Here is an 18,342-nt window from a genome sequence, read left to right as displayed (position 1 = left end):
ATGCGCGCAGGAAAAGCACCAGCTCCAGTCGGGCCCGGGGCTGGTGTTTCCCTTCTTCCCCTGCGCCATCGCCCCGCGAACCGCCGGAACGCCGCCGCGCCCACACGTTCTCTCCTGTGAATGCAGAAAAACAGGAGACGACACACATGGGCGAACTACTCGAAGCTGCGCAGGAGCGGATGACGCGGGCGGCGGAGATGGTCGGGCTCGACAAGGAGGTCGTCTCGCATCTGCTCAACCCGATCGAGACGCTGTCCGCCTCGGTCAATATCCGGCGCGACGATGGCTCGGCGCTGGCGCTCAAAGGCTGGCGCTGCCGGTACAACTCCGCGCTCGGGCCGACCAAGGGCGGCATCCGCTTCCACCCCAGCGTCCACTCGGACGAGGTCGAGACGCTGGCCTTCCTGATGACCATGAAATGCGCGCTGATGGGCCTGCCCTTCGGCGGCGGCAAGGGCGGGGTCGAGGTCGATGCGCACGACCTTTCGACCATGGAGAAGGAGCGCGTGGCGCGCGGCTACGTGCGTGCGACGGCCAAGATTCTCGGCCCTGATCGCGATGTGCCCGCGCCCGACGTCGCCACCGGAGAGCGCGAGATGGCGTGGATGGTCTCCGAATATTCGGAGATCGCGGGCTCGATCCAGCCGCATGCCTTCACCGGTAAACCCGTGTCGCTGGGCGGCATGCCGGGGCGCACGCCCGCGACCGGGCGCGGCGCGCATATCGCGCTGGAGGAGATGCGCGACCTTGCCGGGCTGGGCGAGGATGGCGGGCTGGCCGTCGCGCTGCAGGGCTTCGGCAATGCCGGGCTGTGGTTCGCGAAGGCCGCCGCCGATGCGGGGCACAAAATCGTCGCGGTTGCCGATTCCTCCGGCACGGTGTCCGACCCGGATGGGCTCGATATCGAGGCGCTGGCGCGGGTGAAGGAGGAGAAAGGCAAGGTCACCGCCTATGGCAAGGGCGATGCGCAGTCGTCCGACGATACCGAGGAGGTGCTGGCGACCGAATGCGACGTGCTGGTGTTCGCCGCGCTGGGCGGAGTGATCGCCGATGCGGAGGATGCCAAGGCGCTCAGGTGCAAGGCGATCGTCGAACTCGCCAACCGCCCGATCCTGCCCGCCGCCGACAAAGCCTTGCAGGATGCGGGGATCGAGGTGGTGCCCGATATACTCGCCAATGGCGGCGGGGTGACGATCAGCCACGCCGAGTGGGTGCAGGGCCGGCAGGGGATCGACTGGAACTCCGACGATGTCGACGACTATCTGGAAGACACGATCGCCGAAGCGTCCGAAAATGTGCGCGAGGTGATGCAGGAGTGCGACACCGACATGCGCACGGCGGCCTATGCGGTGGCGCTGCGCCGCCTGTGTGCCGCGATTTCCGCGCACGGGACGCGGGCGGATTTCGGCAAGAGCTGAGCTGTGGGGCGGGGCAAGCTGCGCGTCGGCCTGTGGGCAAGAAACGACGCACCGCCTTGCCCTCGGCCCAAATCGCATTACGCTCGCGAATCGTGATGAAGAACCTGTTCGACCACGCCGCCACGACCGAAGACATAACCGTCAGGGTCACGGTCAATTTCCTGCCCGAGCAGAGCGATCCTGCAGCGGGCAAGTGGTTCTGGATCTACCATATCCGGATCGAGAACGCCTCGCGCGAGCGGGTCCAGCTGATGACCCGCCACTGGCGGATCACCGATGCGCAAGGCCTCGTCCGCCATGTCGATGGCGAGGGTGTGGTCGGCGAACAGCCGGTGCTCACCCCGGGACGCAGCCATGATTACGTCTCCGGCTGCCCGCTGACGACGCCTTTCGGATCGATGGAGGGCTTCTACACCTTCCATCGCGAAGACGGCTCCCCGATCGAGGTGCGCATTCCCTTCTTCCCCCTCGCGGCGCCTGCCACCGCGCACTGAGAGCGCGCGCTCGGCAATCGTCGTTGCGACGACCGGCCGCAGATCGGGACTAGGCAATATGGTGCGATGGAGCGTTGGGCCAGCCCGGGTTGCTTCGCCTGTCGGCCGCCAGAAAGGCTGGATGTGGTGCCCCAAGCGCCGCGCTTGCGCTGTGCGTCCATAAGCGACCACCGATGGTGGGAGCCGAGGCCGCGCAGATGAATTCGCAGCGTTCAATGCATGTATGCTCATGGCAATTCCGGCGCAGAATACCGCTTCTGCCAAAACTAACTCGCTGGCTGCGAGACGGGCATTGTCGAAAGCTGGCTCTGTTGGCGAGACGTATGCTTTTCTTTCGGAACGATAATCATATTCGTGTAGCAACCTAGCCTGAAGGGAGAGGGGGCTTTGTTGACCAGGTTTTCCGTCCGCTTGATGTCTCTTGTCGCCTTGACGGCTTCGACATGCGCTTTCGCACAGGAGCTTGCTCGTCCGGGTGACGAGCCTTCCGCGATCGAACAGGAAAAGCCGACTTCTCCTGAAGAGAGTTGGCGTCCCATTATGCGGGGGCAACTGCCGAACGGATTGCGCTATGTCATTCTTCCGCGAACGTCAGCGGAACCGGGGGTGGCCATGAGAGTCCGGGTGAAAAGGGGGCTTCCTTGCCGAACACCGACCCGGGGAACGCGGGCTGGCGCACTTGATCGAACATCTCGCCTTCGCCAGTTCGACGCGATCCGCGCCCGACCAAATTCGTCGTTTCCGTCAGGTCGGCTTTCCCCTTTCCTTGCCCAGTCCGGCAGGCGGCACCACGACCTGGCGAGAGTCAGATTACTTTGTCGTTTCCCGGACCAACCAGACTGCCGATCTAGACGTATTGCTTGGTCTCTACCGTGAGGTTGCAAGCGAGCTCCTCTTTCCGGCACACATCATCGACGAGCAGCGCGACACCGTGATGCGCGAGATGGCGGACAAGCGGCTTGGCAATGATATCCATGCTGGTTTGATTGCGGCGATCGCTCCCGGATCGCCGACCGACTTGATCGATGCCCAGAACTCCGACGACGTGCCGACTGCCAGCCCAGACGCCGTTCGCGCGCTTTATCAGCGCCTCTATCGGCCGGAAAACACCACCATCGTGATCGTCGGCGACGTCGATCCTGACGAGATTGCGACACTGATCGACGCGCAGTTTGGCGATTGGCAGGGCGAAGGGCCCGCGCCGGAGCACGCCCCCGTCCCGACATTCGATAGCGGGCGCATCGCACCGGTCAGTCACTCGGCATTGCGCTACGCGCGCGAGGGCGCGACATTCTCGCTCACGATGCCATACGAGCCGCTCACATCGCGAGCGAGCCAGGCCGAAGCCGATCTGCTCGACCTGCTGATGATGCGCGTGATCAACAACCGCCTCGCGACAGGCCGCGAAGCCTACCCGGCTGGCAGCTACGGGTTCTTCATAGAGAACGGCGCGAACAATTTCCGCTTCCTGGTCATGTGGGACGACTTTGTCCCGGGTCGCTGGCGCGAAGCCGCCGCCAACCTCGTGCAAACCGCGTGCGACATCGGGCAGACCGGCTTCACCGAGGCCGAATGGGCTGCGGCGAAGCAGAGCCTGATCGCGGAACTCGAACAACGTGCGGGCCGCGCGAACGAAGCCGCGAACTTCGACTTGGCGTTGCAGCTGGCCAATGCCGCGACGCTGGATCGTGATCTGCTTCCGCCCGGCGAGATGCTGGCGGTTGCAAGGTCTCTGCTGCCAGGCCTGGATGCTTCCGAAGGGCGCAAGTGGTGGCTGGACCAAAGGGCGCAAGGCAGCCGGCACTTGCGTGTGACCTCAGCCGACCTCGCCTCGCAGACGAATGCAAACGCAGCCATTCGTAAGGCCATCAATGATGCCGTACCCGAGGAAGCGTGTCAGATCCCGCACTAGGCATAGGCATCTTGGCCGCGCCGCCGTTCCCACAGATGTGGCTCTGGCGTAACCCGGCTTGCCGCAAGCGCCCTCGCTGGCTAGCGATGCGCGCGATATGAAGCGCACGCTCCTGCCCCTCAACGCCCTGCGCGTATACGATGCCGCCGCGCGGCACCTCTCCTTCACCAAGGCGGCGGACGAGCTGGCGGTGACGCCCGCCGCGGTCGGCCAGCAGATCCGCGCGCTGGAGGATCACCTCGGCACCGTGCTGTTTCGCCGCACCAGCAAGGGGCTGGAGCTGACCGAGGAAGGCGAGGCCGGGCTCGACAATCTGCGCGAGGGCTTCCTCCGGTTCGAGGAAAGCGTCTCCGCGATGCAGGCGGGGCAGGCGGTCGATCGCTACGCCATCGGCGCGCCGCGCGGCATCCTCGAAAGCTGGCTCGCCCCGCGCCTCGCCGCGTTCCAGGCCGAGCGGCCCGGCGTGCGCTTCCAGCTGCGCGAGCGCGAGCGGGCGGATTTCTCCGAGGCCAATCTCGACCTCGCGATCTGGCTGGCCGAGGGGCCAGAAGAGTTTCCCGGCGAGCAGATTTCCAAGCCGCTGTGGGTCACCGTCGGCCCGGTCGACAGCCCGCATGCCAAGGGGCGCAGCGTCGGCTGGCCCGGCGATGGTCGCGATACCGACGCGGAGCCGTGCATTGCGGTTGGCAGTGCGGGCCAGGCGCTTGCCAGCGTGATCGCGGGGATGGGGTCTGCCCGGCTGCCCTTCGCTCTGGCGAGCGAGGCGATCGATGCGGGGCGGGTGCGCGTGGAGGAAGGGCCGGTCGAAGGCCGCCGGTCCTACTGGCTGGTCGCGCCGCCGCCGCAATGGCGGCAGAAGAAGGTCCGCGCGCTGGTCGAGTACCTCAAGGCGTCGATCTGATCAGCGCAAGCTGCGCATGATCGCGGTGCGCGCCTGCGGGTTCCACACGAAGCGGGCGAGATGCGCCTCGATCTCGGTGGCGTTGGAGCGCGCATAGTCGCGACTCTCGACCGCGCGGATCAGTTCGTCGAGCATGCCTTCCACATCGGCGGAGGATTCTTGGATCGGCCGGGTGCTGGCGAGCCGTTCGGCCGTGGCACGATCCTCCAGCGCCAGAACAGCGAGCATGACGTAGAGCTGGCTGAGCGGGTCGAGCGTCCGGTTGCCCCGCGACATCGCGCCGATCCGGGCGCGCCAGTCGCCGGCGGCCTGCGCGAACTCGGATCCGCAGGGCGCGGCCTCGGTCGCGATCATCCCTGCGAGCACGGGGTAATAGCCACCGCGCTCGATCATGTTGAGAAAATAGCTTTCGGCAGCGGCGCACTCCCCATCGGCGAGCACGATCCGCGCGGCGAGCGCATTGGCGTAGCTGTTGAAGGGATCGGCCTCCAGCGCGCGGGTGGTCAGATCCCAAGCCTCGCCCTCGCGGCGGATCGGCAGGCCCTGCCGCAGGTCCGCCTGATAGAGGAGGAGGGCTTTGCGCGCGAGCCAGAGGGGCGCGTAATCGCTGCGCGGATAGCGCGCGAGACAGCGGTCGAGCAGGGCGGGCAAGATATGTGTCGAGGTGACGGTCGGCCGCGCGGCGCTCTCTGATCGCAGGAAGCACAGATAGTCGCTCCTCGCTCTGTCATGCGCCTTGAGTTCGAGCTGCGCGACCAGTCCGTCCGGGGTCAGCAACTGGGCCAGCTCCCCGCCAAGCACTGCGTCGAGCGTCTCGCTGTTGGCGGGCAGGGCAAGGGTGGAAACATAGGCGCGCGCCCCCTCGCGATCGAACAGTTCGAGCCGCAGGCGATCCGGCGCGTCGAGGGCGGGCGCGCTGTGCAGCGTCAGCCGGTAATCGGCTGCGGTACCTGCGCGCGCGAGGGTGGCGATAAACGAACCGGCGACCTGGCTTTCCATGTCAAAGCGGACATGCTCGGCCAGTTGCGGGTCGCCGAGCTTGCCAAGCGCGGGCGGGGCGATGTCCACCTCGACCGCGATCCGCGGCGCTGCTGCGCCCGCCGAGCCTGTGCCGCCCCAGCTCCCGGAGAAGAGGTTGGACAGGCCGAAGGCGAGGATCACCAGCGCGGCGAGTGCGCCTGCCGCGCGCAGCAGCAGATCACGCGATCCGCGTGCCGGGCGTGCGGCATCGGAGGGCACGGTGCGCGCAGCGTCGGCATCGTCCTGCGGCTCGGCATGGCTGTTGCCCAGTCGTTCCGGATAGGCCTTCCCGGGCGGGGCAAGGTGGAGCCGGTAGTCCCCCTTGTCGAGATGGACCGCGAGCCCGTGTCCCGGCGCGATGCGGGTGTAGTAGTCGGTCAGGTTGCGGCGTAGGCGCGATATCTGAACCCGGGGATAGCTGTCGCTGGTCAGGTCGTAGCCTTCTTCGCGGCCCAGCCCGTCGACCGCGATAGCATATTGGCTTAGCGGACCTTCCCCTGCCAGGGTCTGTTCGCACAGATAGCTGAGCAGGCGCGATTGCACGGGTGCCTTTACGAATGCCGGATCGGCAAGAACCCGCGCGACTTCGGCGGAAAGTTCATCCGCGAAATCATATGCTGGAACGGGCTCTGCGGTCACATCGCAGCCTGCCTTTCCGGCTAGCCGACACGCTGTAACAGTTAAAATTCGCGTTAGTATTTGGCTCGCCTGCCATGGGCATATCACAATATTGGTTACGAAAATCCTTTTTTATCCGCCATGTAACGTGACGTTCGCCGTGAAACACTGCCTTGCAATGCTTGACCGATGCATAAGACAAACCATGGCAGGCGTTCCCGAACCCTTCCCCAAGGCCAACCCGGCGAGCCACCATCACCCCGTGGCTCCGGGGCGTCTGCCATCGTCGCTCCACCCGCTGCGATCTCGAGCGGGGCGGAGCATGGCTGCCCTGCAGTGCGTCCGGCCCCTTTTCGGCGTTCTGCAGGGCAGCCCCTGCGCCTCTCACCGGTCCGCGCTCGCAGAGAATTCGTGGCGGCAAAGCCTGCCACACAAATACCCATTCGGCCGGTTACCCGATCCTAACCATGGTCCGCTAGCAAAGCGGCGGGGGGGGCTTTGCGTCCGCCCGCCGTGCCAACCGAGACACCATGGGTTTCAGGAATGTCGAACTTGACGAACATCGCCGACTATCAGCGCGGCCAAGCGGTCGACGCGGGCCATGGCGAGGTGGCCGAGGGGGGCGATCGCCGCAAGAACGAACGGCAGATTGCGACCTTCAAACTCGCCTGCCTGATGGTTCGGGGAGAGGCGCACCCTGCGATCCTGCGCAATGTCAGCGATGGCGGCGCGATGCTGGAGGCGCTGGTCGCGGTGAATCCCGGCGACGCGGTCGTCTACTGGTGGGACGGGATCGCGCAGGTCGAGGCGCGGGTCGCCTGGGTCAAGGGCAACCGGCTGGGCCTCGCCAATATTTCCGGCCCGCCGCAGCCGCTTGCGGTGCCCCGTCAGCGCGCCACGCGCATCCCGGTGCGGGTGCCGGTGCGGGTGTGGGCCGCCTGCCGCGGCCATTGGGGCGAACTGACCGATATTTCGTTGACGGGTCTCGCGGCGAAGGGGCTTCAGGGCATTGCGCCGGGCACCTTGTGCACCATCGAATTGGGCGGGCAGGCGCTGCACAACGCCACGCTGGTGCGGATCGATGGAGAGGTTGCGGGTATCCGCTTCGAACGCCCGCTGCCCCCTGCCAAGCTGATGCAGCTGGTCGAAGGCGAGGGGCCGAGCGCGCGCGTGATGACCCGGCCGACCCCGGCCGACCCGGGCGCACCTGCCCCGCAGCGCGAGCCGGAGATGGACGACGAGGGGCCGCAGCCTCCGTCCGGCCCTAAAGTACCGCTGCGACGCTTCCTCTAGAACGCCGTCAGCAAGAGGCTGGCTGCCGCAAACCCCAAACCACCCGGGCCGATGGCCCTGCGTGGCAGTTTGCGTGGCGGCTCGTGTGGATGCGCCCGCCGCCAGCCGTTTGCGCGCGGTATCGTGGCATCAGCGATGCAGCGAGGAAGAAAAGACCGGCCCGTACCGAATTGGACTTGCACTAATGCTACGCACTCGCAATAGCGCCTCCCAGCTTCAGGGAGGTTTTTTTTGTCCGATTCCAATTTTTTCCGTGGTTCACGCCCGTCCACCCGCCGCTCCGCCGGTCGCCCCTCGGCCAGCGGACAGGGCACCGCGCTGCTCGCCGGCGCGTTCGGCGCGGCGTTCATCGCGGTTCCGGCCCACGCCGACGAGCAGCGCAATCCCGATATCGTTGTCACCGGCCAGCGCCCCGACGTGAACGTGAATGCGGAGCCCGAAGCGCCCTACAAGGCGGAATCGAGTGACGGTAAATTCACCGACTCGGTGCTCGACACGCCCAAGTCGCAGACGGTCATCACCAAGGAAGTGATCGAGGATATCGGCGCGACCAGCTTCCGCGAGATCGTCCGCAGTACGCCGGGCGTGACGCTGGGTACGGGCGAGGGTGGCAATGCTTTCGGTGACCGTATCTTCATCCGCGGGTTCGAGGCGCGAAACGACGTCTATATCGATGGCCTGCGCGATCCGGGCGTGACCAGCCGCGAGATATTCGCGGTCGAACAGCTCGAGGTGATCAAGGGCCCCAGCGCGGTGTTCGGCGGGCGTGGGACCACCGGCGGGCTGGTCAGCCTGCAGTCCAAGCGCGCGCAGTTCGGCAACGACTTCGTCGTCGCCGAGGGCGGCGTGGGGACCGAGAATTATTATCGCGGCACGATCGATGCGAACTACGAACTGAGCGATGCGGCTGCGATCCGCGTCAACGGCCTGTATCACGATGCCGATACGCCGGGCCGCGACTATGTTGGTGCGCGCCGCTACGGCGGGGCGATCGCGGGCACGCTCGCGATCACTGATACGCTCAGCATCAATGCCGACTACTATCTCTACCGCCTCGACGGGGTGCCCGATTACGGCCACCCGTTCGATTCGACCACGCAGCAGCCCTATCTGGTCGATCGCGACAATTTCTACGGCGTGGTGGGCCGCGACTTCATTTCCAACGGCGCGGACATCGGCACGGTCGAGATCGAATGGAGCCCGATTGCGGACCTCTCGTTCCACTCGATCACCCGCTATGGCGAGACCTGGAACCGCTACGCGGTGAGCGAGCCCAAGCTGTGCACCGTGCAACGCAATGCAAACGGCGACTGCCCGCGCAGCGGCGGCGTGCCGGTGCCAGAGAGCGAATTTACCGTCAGCCCGGCGATGAAGAGCAGCTGGCGCAACAATTCCTATTGGGCGAACAGCACTTACGCGACTGCGACCGCGCGCACCGGCGGGATTACGCACGAAATCGTGCTCGGCGGTGATTTCAGCGACGAGCGGATCGATGCCTACCGGCTCGACGTGCCGTCTGCGGTCGAGGATGCGCAGGGCAATGTCATCGCGGTGCCGGGCGGGTTCGTCTACGACCTGTTCGATCCGGACCCCGTGCTGGGCTACGAGATCCCGATCGGGCCCGATACCCAGACCGGGCCGACCGTCACCAAGGCGCGCAATTTCGGGGCCTATCTGGTTGACACGATCAAGTTTACCGACGCGTTCCGCGTGGTCCTGGGCGGGCGGCTCGATACCTTCGATGTCGATTATTACAGCCCCCCGTCGGACGGGTTCTTCGGCCCGCAGCCTGCGCAATCGCTCAGCTACAGCGCGGATTTCTTCAACTGGCAGGCTTCGGCGGTGTACAAGCCCTCCGCCTCCTCGACCCTCTATGTCTCCTACGCGACCAGTTCGAACCCCAGCGGCGAGCAGCTCGACGGGGCGGGGGCGAGCTATGACGGGATCAGCACCGACACGATCGACTTCCAGCCCGAACAGAACACCTCGTGGGAAGCGGGGGCCAAGGCGGAACTGTTCGGCGGCAACCTGCTGCTGACCGCGGCGGCGTTCCGGATCGAGAAGGAGAACGCGCGCGAAAGCGGAGGGCGCGGACAGCCCTACACCAATGTGGGCACGCTGCGCAGCCAGGGCGTGGAGCTGACCTTCGCCGGCTCGATCGCCGACACGCTCCAGCTGTTCGGCGGCTATACCTACACCGATGCGACGATCACCGAATCGGCCAACCCGGACAATGTCGGCCGCCGCTTCGCCAACATCCCGCAGCACACCGCGCAGCTGCTCGCCACGGTGATGGTCACCAGCCGGTTCGAGATCGGCGGCCAGGTGTACTACCAGGACGAGATGTACGGCGGCAGCCAGCTCGCAGGCACGGCGATGGTGCCGGGATACGCCCGGTTCGACGCGGTCGCGCGCTATCGCATCAGTGACAATCTGGAGGCGCGGGTCAACGTGCTCAACCTGACGGACAAGCGCTATTACGATGCGATCTATCGCTCCGGCTCGCCGTTCAGCTATATCGCGCCGGGCCGGTCGGCCTTCTTCACGCTGACCGCCAACTTCTGACAGGCGCAAGCGAGGCTGCGATGATGATGCTGCACATCCCCGATGTGCTCACGAGCGAGGAGGCGGCGGACCTGCGTGCCCGCCTCCTCGCCGCGCCGTGGGTCGATGGCAACGCGACCAGCGGCGCGGGCGCAGCCAAGGCCAAGCGCAACCGGCAATTGCCCGAGGATGGGCAGGCCGCCCGCGCCGCCCAGCAGGTGGTCAGCAGCGCGCTGATGGAGAGCGCCACCTTCCTTTCCGCCGCCCTGCCGCACACGGTCTTCCCCCCGCTGTTCAACCGCTACGGCGTGGGCGAGACCTTCGGCCTGCACGTCGACAATGCCGTGCGCTACCACGCGGCCACCGGCGCGCGCATCCGCACGGACCTGTCCGCGACCCTGTTCCTCACCCCGCCGGAGGAGTATGACGGGGGCGAGCTGATCGTGGAGGGCAACAGCCCCGCGCAGAGCCACAAGTACCCCGCCGGTTCGCTGCTGCTCTACCCCTCCACCACGCTGCACCGCGTGGCCGAGGTGACGCGGGGCGAGCGGGTGAGCTGCTTCCTGTGGTTGCAATCGCTGGTGGCAGACAACGCGGCGCGAGAAATGCTGTTCGACCTCGACACCAGCGTCCAGGCATTGAGCGCGGATCGCGGCGCGACCGACCACCAGGTGCTCAAGCTCACCCAGCTCTACCACAACCTCGTGCGCCGCTGGGCGCAGAGCTGAGGCGGGCCACTGTTGCGAGTCCCTTCGCTCTGAGCGCGCCTCCCCACCCACCGTTCGCCCTGAGCTTGTCGAAGGGCGTTGGCGCGGTCGCCCTTCGACAAGCTCAGGACGAACGGGTGTAGGGACGGGATCGCTCTGGCGCTAACTCCCCTCCGCAATCCCGTACCGCTCGCGGATCAGCGACAGCTTCTTTTCGAGCGAATCGAACACTTCCTGTTCGCTCACCGCGTCCTTGCGGCGCTGTTCCTCCAGCACCTCCTTGCGGATGCTCTCGTACACCGGATGGCCGGGGCCGAGATTCTGGATGCCGTAGCGCTGGGGCAGGCGATGCTGGAGGAGGAAGCGCAGCAGCTGGTTGTCCGGCTTGTCCCACGTGCCGAGCAGCTTCCCGCCCGAGACGATCGGCGTGGGCGTGCCCTTGAGCGCGCGTTCGAGCGCACAATCCTCCAGCCGCTGCATCCCCCGCTCCAGCGCCGCATCCCACGCGGCGGCGAACCCTTCCGCCCCGGGCTTGCTGCGCAGCTTGTAGAGCGCCTCCACGCTCTTCCCGATGGAACGCGCCGCCTGCGTGACGATCCCCGTCGCGGCGAGCGTGGCGACGAACCGCCGCTGCCGCTCGGGCGTGATCGAGTTGGAGCGCGGATGTGTGTGCAGGTAGGGCGCGAAGGAGAGCAGCGGATCGTCGTCCTCGGGCAGATCACCGGTATAGGCCACGGCGGAGGTCGCCTGGCGACCCGTCCGCCGGTGGCAGACGGCTTGCCCCGAAGCGGAACCTGTATCGCGTGGAGCCGGGGAGGGCGTGTTTGAGCGACGGTCCTCGGCGGACCCATCGAAAGACTCATCTGAGGGCATAGCCGCAGGTAGATTGCAGAACGTGGCGGAGTAGGACAGATGAAAATAATTCGCTCAGAGCGAATATAATCCTTGCAATGCGGAAAGCGTCCGCTATGTAGGGAATGTGAGTTCTTCGGAACAAGTTCTCATACTGAGCTTCGATTATGGAGCGAGGAGGCTTAGCCTCTACCGTTTTTTCCGCTCAAGGCCGGGCCCCGGGGGTCCGAGGGCGCGCGGGGGAAGCAGACGCGATAGCTAGAGCCGCTATCGCGTCTAGATATTTGGTGAAGTTGTCGGGTCCGACTCTTCGTTGGGTGAGAGCCCCCAGTCAGTGCAGTCCGCGGTGGGCTGTGTGCTGGGGCCAACGAAGAAAGGAATTAGATATGTCTGATTCTTCTGACTCACACCGACAACAGCGATCGCGTGATCGACCGAGTAAAATCGGGCGAGAGCGTAACGGGTTTCTGGGGCAGCTCAGAAATCCGCGAACTCTGAGACTGGCCCTCAAAGTCGGTTTCTGTGTCTATCGTGTCTTACGGTTCGCGCTGAGAGTTTTCGAATTCTTTGAGTGATCGCTAACCTATATCTAGCTGAGCTTGGAAAGGAGTTTACCATGTTAGGAGAGGCTCTCCGGCTCATTCGAGTTTTCAACGACCTGAAGCAGAATGAGCTTGCAAGTCGCCTAGGGGCTTCAAGTTCTCATATCTCTGAAATAGAGAAGGGAATGAAGAACCCTTCTATTGATTTACTGGAGAAATATTCTTCTGAATTCGGCATTCCGGTATCTGAGATAATCTTCTTTTCAGAGAATGTGCAAAGTGCGAAATCTGGCGAAGGAATTCGCAAAAACATCGCTTCAAAAGTTCTAAGCTTGTTGCAGCTTATTGAGGCGCGCTCGGAAGAGGGAAGGTGAAGGTAGCTTCACTTAGAGGAAATGCGCTATTTCGCATTTCAAATCGGAGGCTATTAGCTGAACGTTTGTTGCTCAAGCCTGAGGCACTGGCTGCTGCTTTAAATTTAGACTTGCCTTACGTCCGGCGATGGAAGTCCAAAAAGGGTGACGAGTGGCGCTCGGAAGAGCCGGATGCGGATGAGGCTCGCGCATTCCGGCCTATCGATATCCCGCATCCGCATCTCAAGCAGGTTCAACGCCGAATAGGCCGACTATTATCCAGTGCGCGCCCCCCTGATTGGCTCTTTAGTCCGGTCAAAGGTCGATCATATGTCGATAATGCGGCGAGACATCTTGGCTCGACCGCTTTCTGCATGCTGGATATTGCAGATTATTTCCCAAGTTGCACCACATCGGCAGTTGCCGGAATGTTTTTGAATGAACTCCACTGCCCGCCGGATGTTGCATCGATCTTGACGTCATTGGTCACCAAGGATGGTTCTTTGCCGCAAGGCTCGCCCTGTAGTCCGGTCGTAGCCTTCTACTCAAAGGTTGGAATGTGGAATGAGATCGCGCGTTTGGTTGACGAGCGGGGGCTCATTCACAGTGTCTACGCTGATGACCTAACAATTTCTGGCCCGGTGATCCCGGGTGAGGCCGTCTGGGGTGTGAAGAAAATAGTACACAAGCACGGTATGCGATTGCGCCGAGACAAGGAGGTTGGTCTCTTTTGCCGTCCCGCCGATATTACCGGCGTAATCGTGACCAACGGTGGTCTTCGATTGCCTAATCGTCAGTTCAAGCGGTTGGCGGAACTGCGAGCGCAACGCCAGGCTTCTCGCGAGAAGGAGCGGGAAATGATCGACCGGAAGATCGCAGGGCGTATTGCGCAGAGGCGTCAGGTCGAAGGGCATGATGGTCAGAGTGCGCCTTAACCCACCTCCAAATCCAATCACCCACACCGCCAACCGAGGCGATGGCTAGCTCCCGCGGGCGCCTATACAGCGGACCATAGAAAGTAATACCCCAAGCCCGTCGAGAAACGTAATAACCCGTTTTCTTTGCCTGTAGCTCCTACCAGCACCTTGTAACTGAGCGAATTGGCACCATTTATTAGTCAGCTACCAGTCGCGATCGACGGTCCCGAGGGCCAGTTGCCCTTCCTTCTTTCCATTTCGCCTCTTAGCCCGCGCACAAGCGGTCGCTGATGAACGCCTGCGCGAAATCGAAAGATAAAATCATGACTCATTATGGCAAGATTCACAGCTACGACACCGGCAAGGGCAGTGGCATGATCACCCCCGAAAAGGGCGGCGATGCGCTCGCTTTCTCCAAGGCCGACCTCAAGGATGACGCTGCCGAGCCCAAGCAGGGCCAGCGCTTCGGATACGAAACGAAGCAGGTCAGCGGTGCCAAGGCGCAGGCCACCAACCTGGAGCCCCAGAAGGCCTGATCCGATGGCGGCCCCGGGTCCGGCGCATGCGCTGCGCCCGGGGCCGCTGCCTTACCGGTTTGCACGGCACTTAGGGGGTTTTCCATGGAACTGAACGAACTGCTTCACGCGCACCAGGCCGCAGTCATGCGGGCCAGTGCTTCCGGCGATACCGCCGCGCGCGACGACCATTTCGCCAAGGTTGCCGAATATGCCGAGCGCATCCGCGCGTTGCGCGACGTGCGACCGAGTGCCGGTGCCGCCAGCAATCCCGCCCCGCCGCAGGGGCACGCGACCATCATCTATGGCTCCTACACCGAACCATCGGAGGCTGGCGAGCCAGCGGAGCCGATGAAGGCGTGGGAAGATGAGGGCGGCGCACTTGATCCGCCCGACCTGCCCGGGCCGACCCTGCCTTTCGGGGTGGCCGAGAGATCGGTACCCGAATATCACGTCGGCCCGTATCGCTACCAGGATCTGGGGTTGGCGCTTGCCGAACACTTGCGCCAATTGAGCGCCGCGCCGCCAACCGACGGCCTTGACCCAGCCCCCAAATCCAACTAAGCGCACCACCAACCGAGGCGAGGGCTAGCTCCCGCCAAGGCTTATAGAGCTGAACATTGCCGGTTTTGTCCCGGGGCTGTCGCGACTCGCGATGGCCTTTTCGTTTTTCGGAGCCCCACCAGGGCCGGGCAGCCGTCAGAGTAATCCGGATGGCCCCTTGCGGGCGTGTTCGGGTGGAGCGTTTCAGGCTCGTTTGTTCGTGATCCCCAGCGCACGCTGGGGTCTCGTGCCGCAGGCGCTGCGCCGGGCAGAGGCAAGGTCCCAGCTTCCGCGGGGACTCGCGATGGACGACCCCGATACACTTCATTCGAACGCACACGCGAAGCCATCCAGCAAGATGGACGGTCCCGCTCAAGCCCGTTTGTCCTGAGCCGGTGGCGCTTTCGCGCCGTATCCGGCTGTGAAGGGCAAACGGACCTGACGAGGCCGGTTAGTTTAACCGAAGGACTAATATGCCGACGATCAACCAGCTGGTCCGCAAGGGCCGCACCCCGCAGAAGACCAAGTCGAAGGTCCCTGCGATGGAGCAGAACCCGCAGAAGCGCGGCGTCTGCACCCGCGTCTATACGACGACCCCGAAGAAGCCGAACTCGGCTCTGCGCAAGGTGGCCAAGGTTCGCCTGACCAACCAGCGCGAAGTCATCAGCTACATCCCGGGCGAAGGCCACAACCTGCAGGAACACAGCGTCGTGCTGATCCGCGGCGGCCGTGTGCGCGACCTTCCCGGCGTGCGCTACCACGTGCTGCGCGGCGTGCTCGACACGCAGGGCGTCAAGGACCGCAAGCAGAGCCGTTCGAAGTACGGCGCCAAGCGGCCCAAGTAAGCCATTCCCCGTCACCCCGGACGCGATCCGGGGTGGTGCTTCTTCCTTTGCGCCCCATCGCATGAAGGCGATTCGCAGGAAGAATAAAGCACTGGCCCGGATCAGGTCCGGGCCGACGTATCTGAGATTTTGGAGACACTGAAATGAGTCGTCGTCGTCGCCCAGAGAAGCGCGAAATCCTGCCCGATCCCAAGTTCAAGGATCTGGTGCTCTCGAAGTTCATGAACAACCTGATGCTCGATGGTAAGAAGGCCGTCGCGGAAAAGATCGTCTACGGCGCGCTCGACACGGTCGAGACCAAGGCGAAGGCCAACCCGGTCGAACTGTTCCACGCCGCGCTCGACAACATCAAGCCGCAGGTCGAAGTGCGCAGCCGCCGCGTCGGCGGTGCGACCTACCAGGTGCCTGTGGAAGTGCGCCCCGAGCGTGCGCAGGCGCTGGCGATCCGCTGGCTGATCACCGCCGCGCGCGGTCGTCCGGAAACGACCATGGCGGCGCGTCTTTCGGGCGAGCTGATGGATGCGGCGAACAATCGCGGCAACGCGGTCAAGAAGCGCGAAGACACGCACCGCATGGCGGATGCGAACCGCGCGTTCAGCCACTACCGCTGGTAGGATCCGGGGCAGGGCGCGCCGCGCATACGGCGGGCGCGTCTTCAACCGGTCACAAAAGACCCCATATGGGGGTGGCTTATCCGGCTCCCCCCTCACTCTGACTCTTCCGAGGAATTGACAATGGCCCGCGACTATCCGCTGGAGCGCTATCGCAATATCGGCATCATGGCGCACATCGATGCCGGCAAGACCACCACGACCGAGCGTATCCTCTACTACACCGGCAAGTCCTACAAGATCGGCGAAGTGCACGATGGTGCCGCGACGATGGACTGGATGGAGCAGGAACAGGAACGCGGGATCACCATCACCTCGGCCGCGACGACCACGTTCTGGACCGCCGAAGATCCCACGATGGACCCGATGTCCGATCCCGAAGCCCTGCGTGCGAACCAGGAAAAGCACCGGATCAACATCATCGACACCCCCGGCCACGTCGACTTCACCATCGAAGTCGAACGTTCGCTGCGCGTGCTCGACGGTGCGGTCGCGGTCTTTGACGGCGTCGCGGGCGTCGAACCCCAGTCCGAAACCGTATGGCGCCAGGCCGACAAGTACGGCGTTCCGCGCATGTGCTTCATCAACAAGCTCGACCGTACCGGCGCAGACTTCTACTACTGCGTGAACAGCATCATCGAACGTCTCGGCGCGACCCCGCTGGTGCTCTATCTGCCGATCGGCGCAGAGAGCAATCTGCAGGGCGTGGTCGACCTGGTCGGCAACCGTGCGATCATCTGGGAATCGGAAGGTCTGGGCGCGAGCTACAAGCACGTCGCGATCCCCGAGGACATGGCCGACAAGGCTGCCGAATACCGCGAGAAGCTGATCGAGACCGCCGTCGAACAGGACGACGACGTCATGGAAGCGTACCTCGAAGGTAACGAACCCGACGTGGCGACGCTCAAGAAGCTGATCCGCAAGGGCACCATGGCCCGCGCCTTCGTGCCCGTGCTGTGCGGCTCCGCGTTCAAGAACAAGGGCGTGCAGCCCCTGCTCGACGCGGTGATCGACTACATGCCGAGCCCGCTCGACGTGCCCGCGATCAAGGGCGTGCTGCCCGACAGCGACGTGGAAGAAACCCGCCCGTCGTCCGACGACGAGCCGTTCGCCGCGCTCGCCTTCAAGATCATGAACGACCCGTTCGTCGGTTCGCTCACCTTCACCCGCATCTATTCGGGCAAGCTCAGCAAGGGCTCGGTCCTGAACTCGGTGAAGGAGAAGAAGGAAAAGATCGGCCGCATGCTGCTGATGCACTCCAACAACCGTGAGGACATCGAAGAAGCATTCGCCGGCGACATCGTCGCTCTGGCGGGGATGAAGGATACGACCACCGGCGACACGCTGTGCGATCCGGCCAAGCCGATCATTCTCGAGCGGATGGAATTCCCCGAGCCCGTGATCGAGCTGTCGGTGGAGCCCAAGACCAAGGCCGACCAGGAAAAGATGGGCGTTGCGCTCAACCGCCTAGCTGCCGAGGATCCCAGCTTCCGCGTCAGCACCGACCACGAATCGGGCCAGACGATCATCAAGGGCATGGGCGAGCTTCACCTCGACATCCTGGTCGATCGCATGAAGCGCGAGTTCAAGGTCGAAGCCAACGTCGGTGCGCCGCAGGTGGCCTACCGCGAATACCTCGGCCGCGAAGTCGAAGTGACCTACACCCACAAGAAGCAGTCGGGTGGTTCGGGTCAGTTCGGTGAGGTCAAGGTCGTCGTCACCCCGGGTGAGCGCGGCGCTGGCATCGAATTCGTCGACGAGATCAAGGGCGGTAACATCCCGCGCGAATACATCCCGGCGATCGAAAAGGGCTTCCGCGAGCAGGCCGAGAGCGGTCACTTGGTCGGCTTCCCGATCATCGACTTCTCGATCCGTCTGATCGACGGTAAGTACCACGACGTCGACTCGAGCGCGATCGCGTTCGAAATCGCCGGTCGCGGTGCAATGCGCGAAGTGGCCCAGAAGGCAGGCATCAAGCTGCTGGAACCGGTCATGAAGGTGGAAGTCGTGACCCCGGAAGACTATCTGGGTGACGTCATCGGTGACCTCAACAGCCGTCGTGGCCAGATCCAGGGCACCGACACGCGCGGCAACGCGCAGGCGGTCGAGGCATTCGTGCCGCTGGCCAACATGTTCGGGTACGTCAACGAGCTGCGTTCGTTCACTCAGGGACGCGCGCAGTACTCGATGCAGTTCTCGCACTATGACGAAGTGCCCGCAAACGTTGCGGCAGAGGTCAAGGAGAAGCTTGCCTAAG

At 64.1% G+C, this 18,342-nt stretch carries 16 protein-coding genes; 14 read left to right on the top strand and 2 right to left on the bottom strand.

What is annotated here, in order from left to right:
- The first annotated feature begins 146 nt into the window (after positions 1 to 146).
- The 4 genes from K7H93_RS03280 to K7H93_RS03265 all read left to right on the top strand — a co-directional run bounded on the left by K7H93_RS03280 (position 147) and on the right by K7H93_RS03265 (position 4,725).
- Entirely contained in the window at positions 147 to 1,418 is a 1,272-nt protein-coding gene (locus K7H93_RS03280) for a Glu/Leu/Phe/Val family dehydrogenase (protein WP_230782447.1), read from the top strand.
- A gap of 95 nt (positions 1,419 to 1,513) precedes the next feature.
- The gene (gene apaG, locus K7H93_RS03275; RefSeq protein WP_010234635.1) at positions 1,514 to 1,912 is read left to right on the top strand and encodes a Co2+/Mg2+ efflux protein ApaG; all 399 of its coding nucleotides are present in this window, start codon (positions 1,514 to 1,516) and stop codon (positions 1,910 to 1,912) included.
- Between the two features lie 679 nt (positions 1,913 to 2,591).
- Positions 2,592 to 3,824 (top strand): M16 family metallopeptidase, encoded by a 1,233-nt coding sequence (locus K7H93_RS03270; protein ID WP_230782446.1) that lies wholly within the window; start codon positions 2,592 to 2,594, stop codon positions 3,822 to 3,824.
- A 97-nt stretch (positions 3,825 to 3,921) separates the two neighbouring features.
- Positions 3,922 to 4,725, top strand: a complete 804-nt coding sequence (locus K7H93_RS03265; protein ID WP_054526101.1) for a LysR family transcriptional regulator — start codon at positions 3,922 to 3,924, stop codon at positions 4,723 to 4,725.
- On the opposite strand, the gene K7H93_RS03260 is transcribed toward K7H93_RS03265, so the two are convergent.
- A complete protein-coding gene (locus K7H93_RS03260) occupies positions 4,726 to 6,384 on the bottom strand; it encodes a hypothetical protein (RefSeq protein WP_230782445.1) in 1,659 nt (552 codons plus the stop codon).
- Between the two features lie 522 nt (positions 6,385 to 6,906).
- Here K7H93_RS03260 and K7H93_RS03255 point away from each other — a divergent pair.
- From K7H93_RS03255 to K7H93_RS03245, 3 genes are all read left to right on the top strand, one after another.
- Positions 6,907 to 7,656: a PilZ domain-containing protein gene (locus K7H93_RS03255; RefSeq protein ID WP_230782444.1), complete on the top strand. Its 750-nt coding sequence runs from the start codon at positions 6,907 to 6,909 to the stop codon at positions 7,654 to 7,656.
- Between the two features lie 231 nt (positions 7,657 to 7,887).
- Positions 7,888 to 10,221 carry a TonB-dependent receptor gene (locus K7H93_RS03250; RefSeq protein ID WP_230782443.1) on the top strand — a complete coding sequence of 778 codons (2,334 nt, stop codon included), beginning with the start codon at positions 7,888 to 7,890 and terminating at the stop codon, positions 10,219 to 10,221.
- A gap of 23 nt (positions 10,222 to 10,244) precedes the next feature.
- Complete coding sequence (locus tag K7H93_RS03245) at positions 10,245 to 10,928, top strand: Fe2+-dependent dioxygenase (RefSeq protein ID WP_230783148.1); 684 nt, start codon at positions 10,245 to 10,247, stop codon at positions 10,926 to 10,928.
- Positions 10,929 to 11,069: 141 nt separating this feature from the next.
- Here the strand turns inward: K7H93_RS03245 and K7H93_RS03240 are convergent, their stop codons facing one another.
- A complete protein-coding gene (locus K7H93_RS03240) occupies positions 11,070 to 11,642 on the bottom strand; it encodes a hypothetical protein (protein ID WP_230782442.1) in 573 nt (190 codons plus the stop codon).
- 733 nt (positions 11,643 to 12,375) lie between these two features.
- On the opposite strand from K7H93_RS03240, the gene K7H93_RS03235 reads away from it, so the two are divergent.
- From K7H93_RS03235 to fusA, 7 genes are all read left to right on the top strand, one after another.
- Complete coding sequence (locus tag K7H93_RS03235) at positions 12,376 to 12,675, top strand: helix-turn-helix transcriptional regulator (RefSeq protein WP_230782441.1); 300 nt, start codon at positions 12,376 to 12,378, stop codon at positions 12,673 to 12,675.
- Positions 12,672 to 13,589, top strand: a complete 918-nt coding sequence (locus tag K7H93_RS03230) for a reverse transcriptase family protein (protein WP_230782440.1) — start codon at positions 12,672 to 12,674, stop codon at positions 13,587 to 13,589. The genes K7H93_RS03235 and K7H93_RS03230 overlap by 4 nt, the downstream gene beginning before the upstream one ends.
- 305 nt (positions 13,590 to 13,894) lie before the next feature.
- Complete coding sequence (locus K7H93_RS03225; protein WP_230782439.1) at positions 13,895 to 14,107, top strand: cold-shock protein; 213 nt, start codon at positions 13,895 to 13,897, stop codon at positions 14,105 to 14,107.
- An 84-nt stretch (positions 14,108 to 14,191) separates the two neighbouring features.
- Positions 14,192 to 14,650: a hypothetical protein gene (locus tag K7H93_RS03220; RefSeq protein ID WP_230782438.1), complete on the top strand. Its 459-nt coding sequence runs from the start codon at positions 14,192 to 14,194 to the stop codon at positions 14,648 to 14,650.
- 452 nt (positions 14,651 to 15,102) lie between these two features.
- Positions 15,103 to 15,474 (top strand): 30S ribosomal protein S12, encoded by a 372-nt coding sequence (gene rpsL, locus K7H93_RS03215; protein ID WP_010234651.1) that lies wholly within the window; start codon positions 15,103 to 15,105, stop codon positions 15,472 to 15,474.
- A gap of 143 nt (positions 15,475 to 15,617) precedes the next feature.
- Complete coding sequence (gene rpsG / locus K7H93_RS03210; RefSeq protein WP_010234654.1) at positions 15,618 to 16,088, top strand: 30S ribosomal protein S7; 471 nt, start codon at positions 15,618 to 15,620, stop codon at positions 16,086 to 16,088.
- Between the two features lie 120 nt (positions 16,089 to 16,208).
- The gene (gene fusA / locus K7H93_RS03205; protein WP_230782437.1) at positions 16,209 to 18,341 is read left to right on the top strand and encodes an elongation factor G; all 2,133 of its coding nucleotides are present in this window, start codon (positions 16,209 to 16,211) and stop codon (positions 18,339 to 18,341) included.
- The last annotated feature ends 1 nt before the right edge of the window (position 18,342 follow it).

Source organism: Citromicrobium bathyomarinum (genome assembly GCF_021021475.1).
Classification (GTDB): domain Bacteria; phylum Pseudomonadota; class Alphaproteobacteria; order Sphingomonadales; family Sphingomonadaceae; genus Alteriqipengyuania; species Alteriqipengyuania bathyomarina.
Note: the sequence above shows the minus strand (reverse complement) of the source record. Positions and strands in the feature narration are given on the sequence as shown.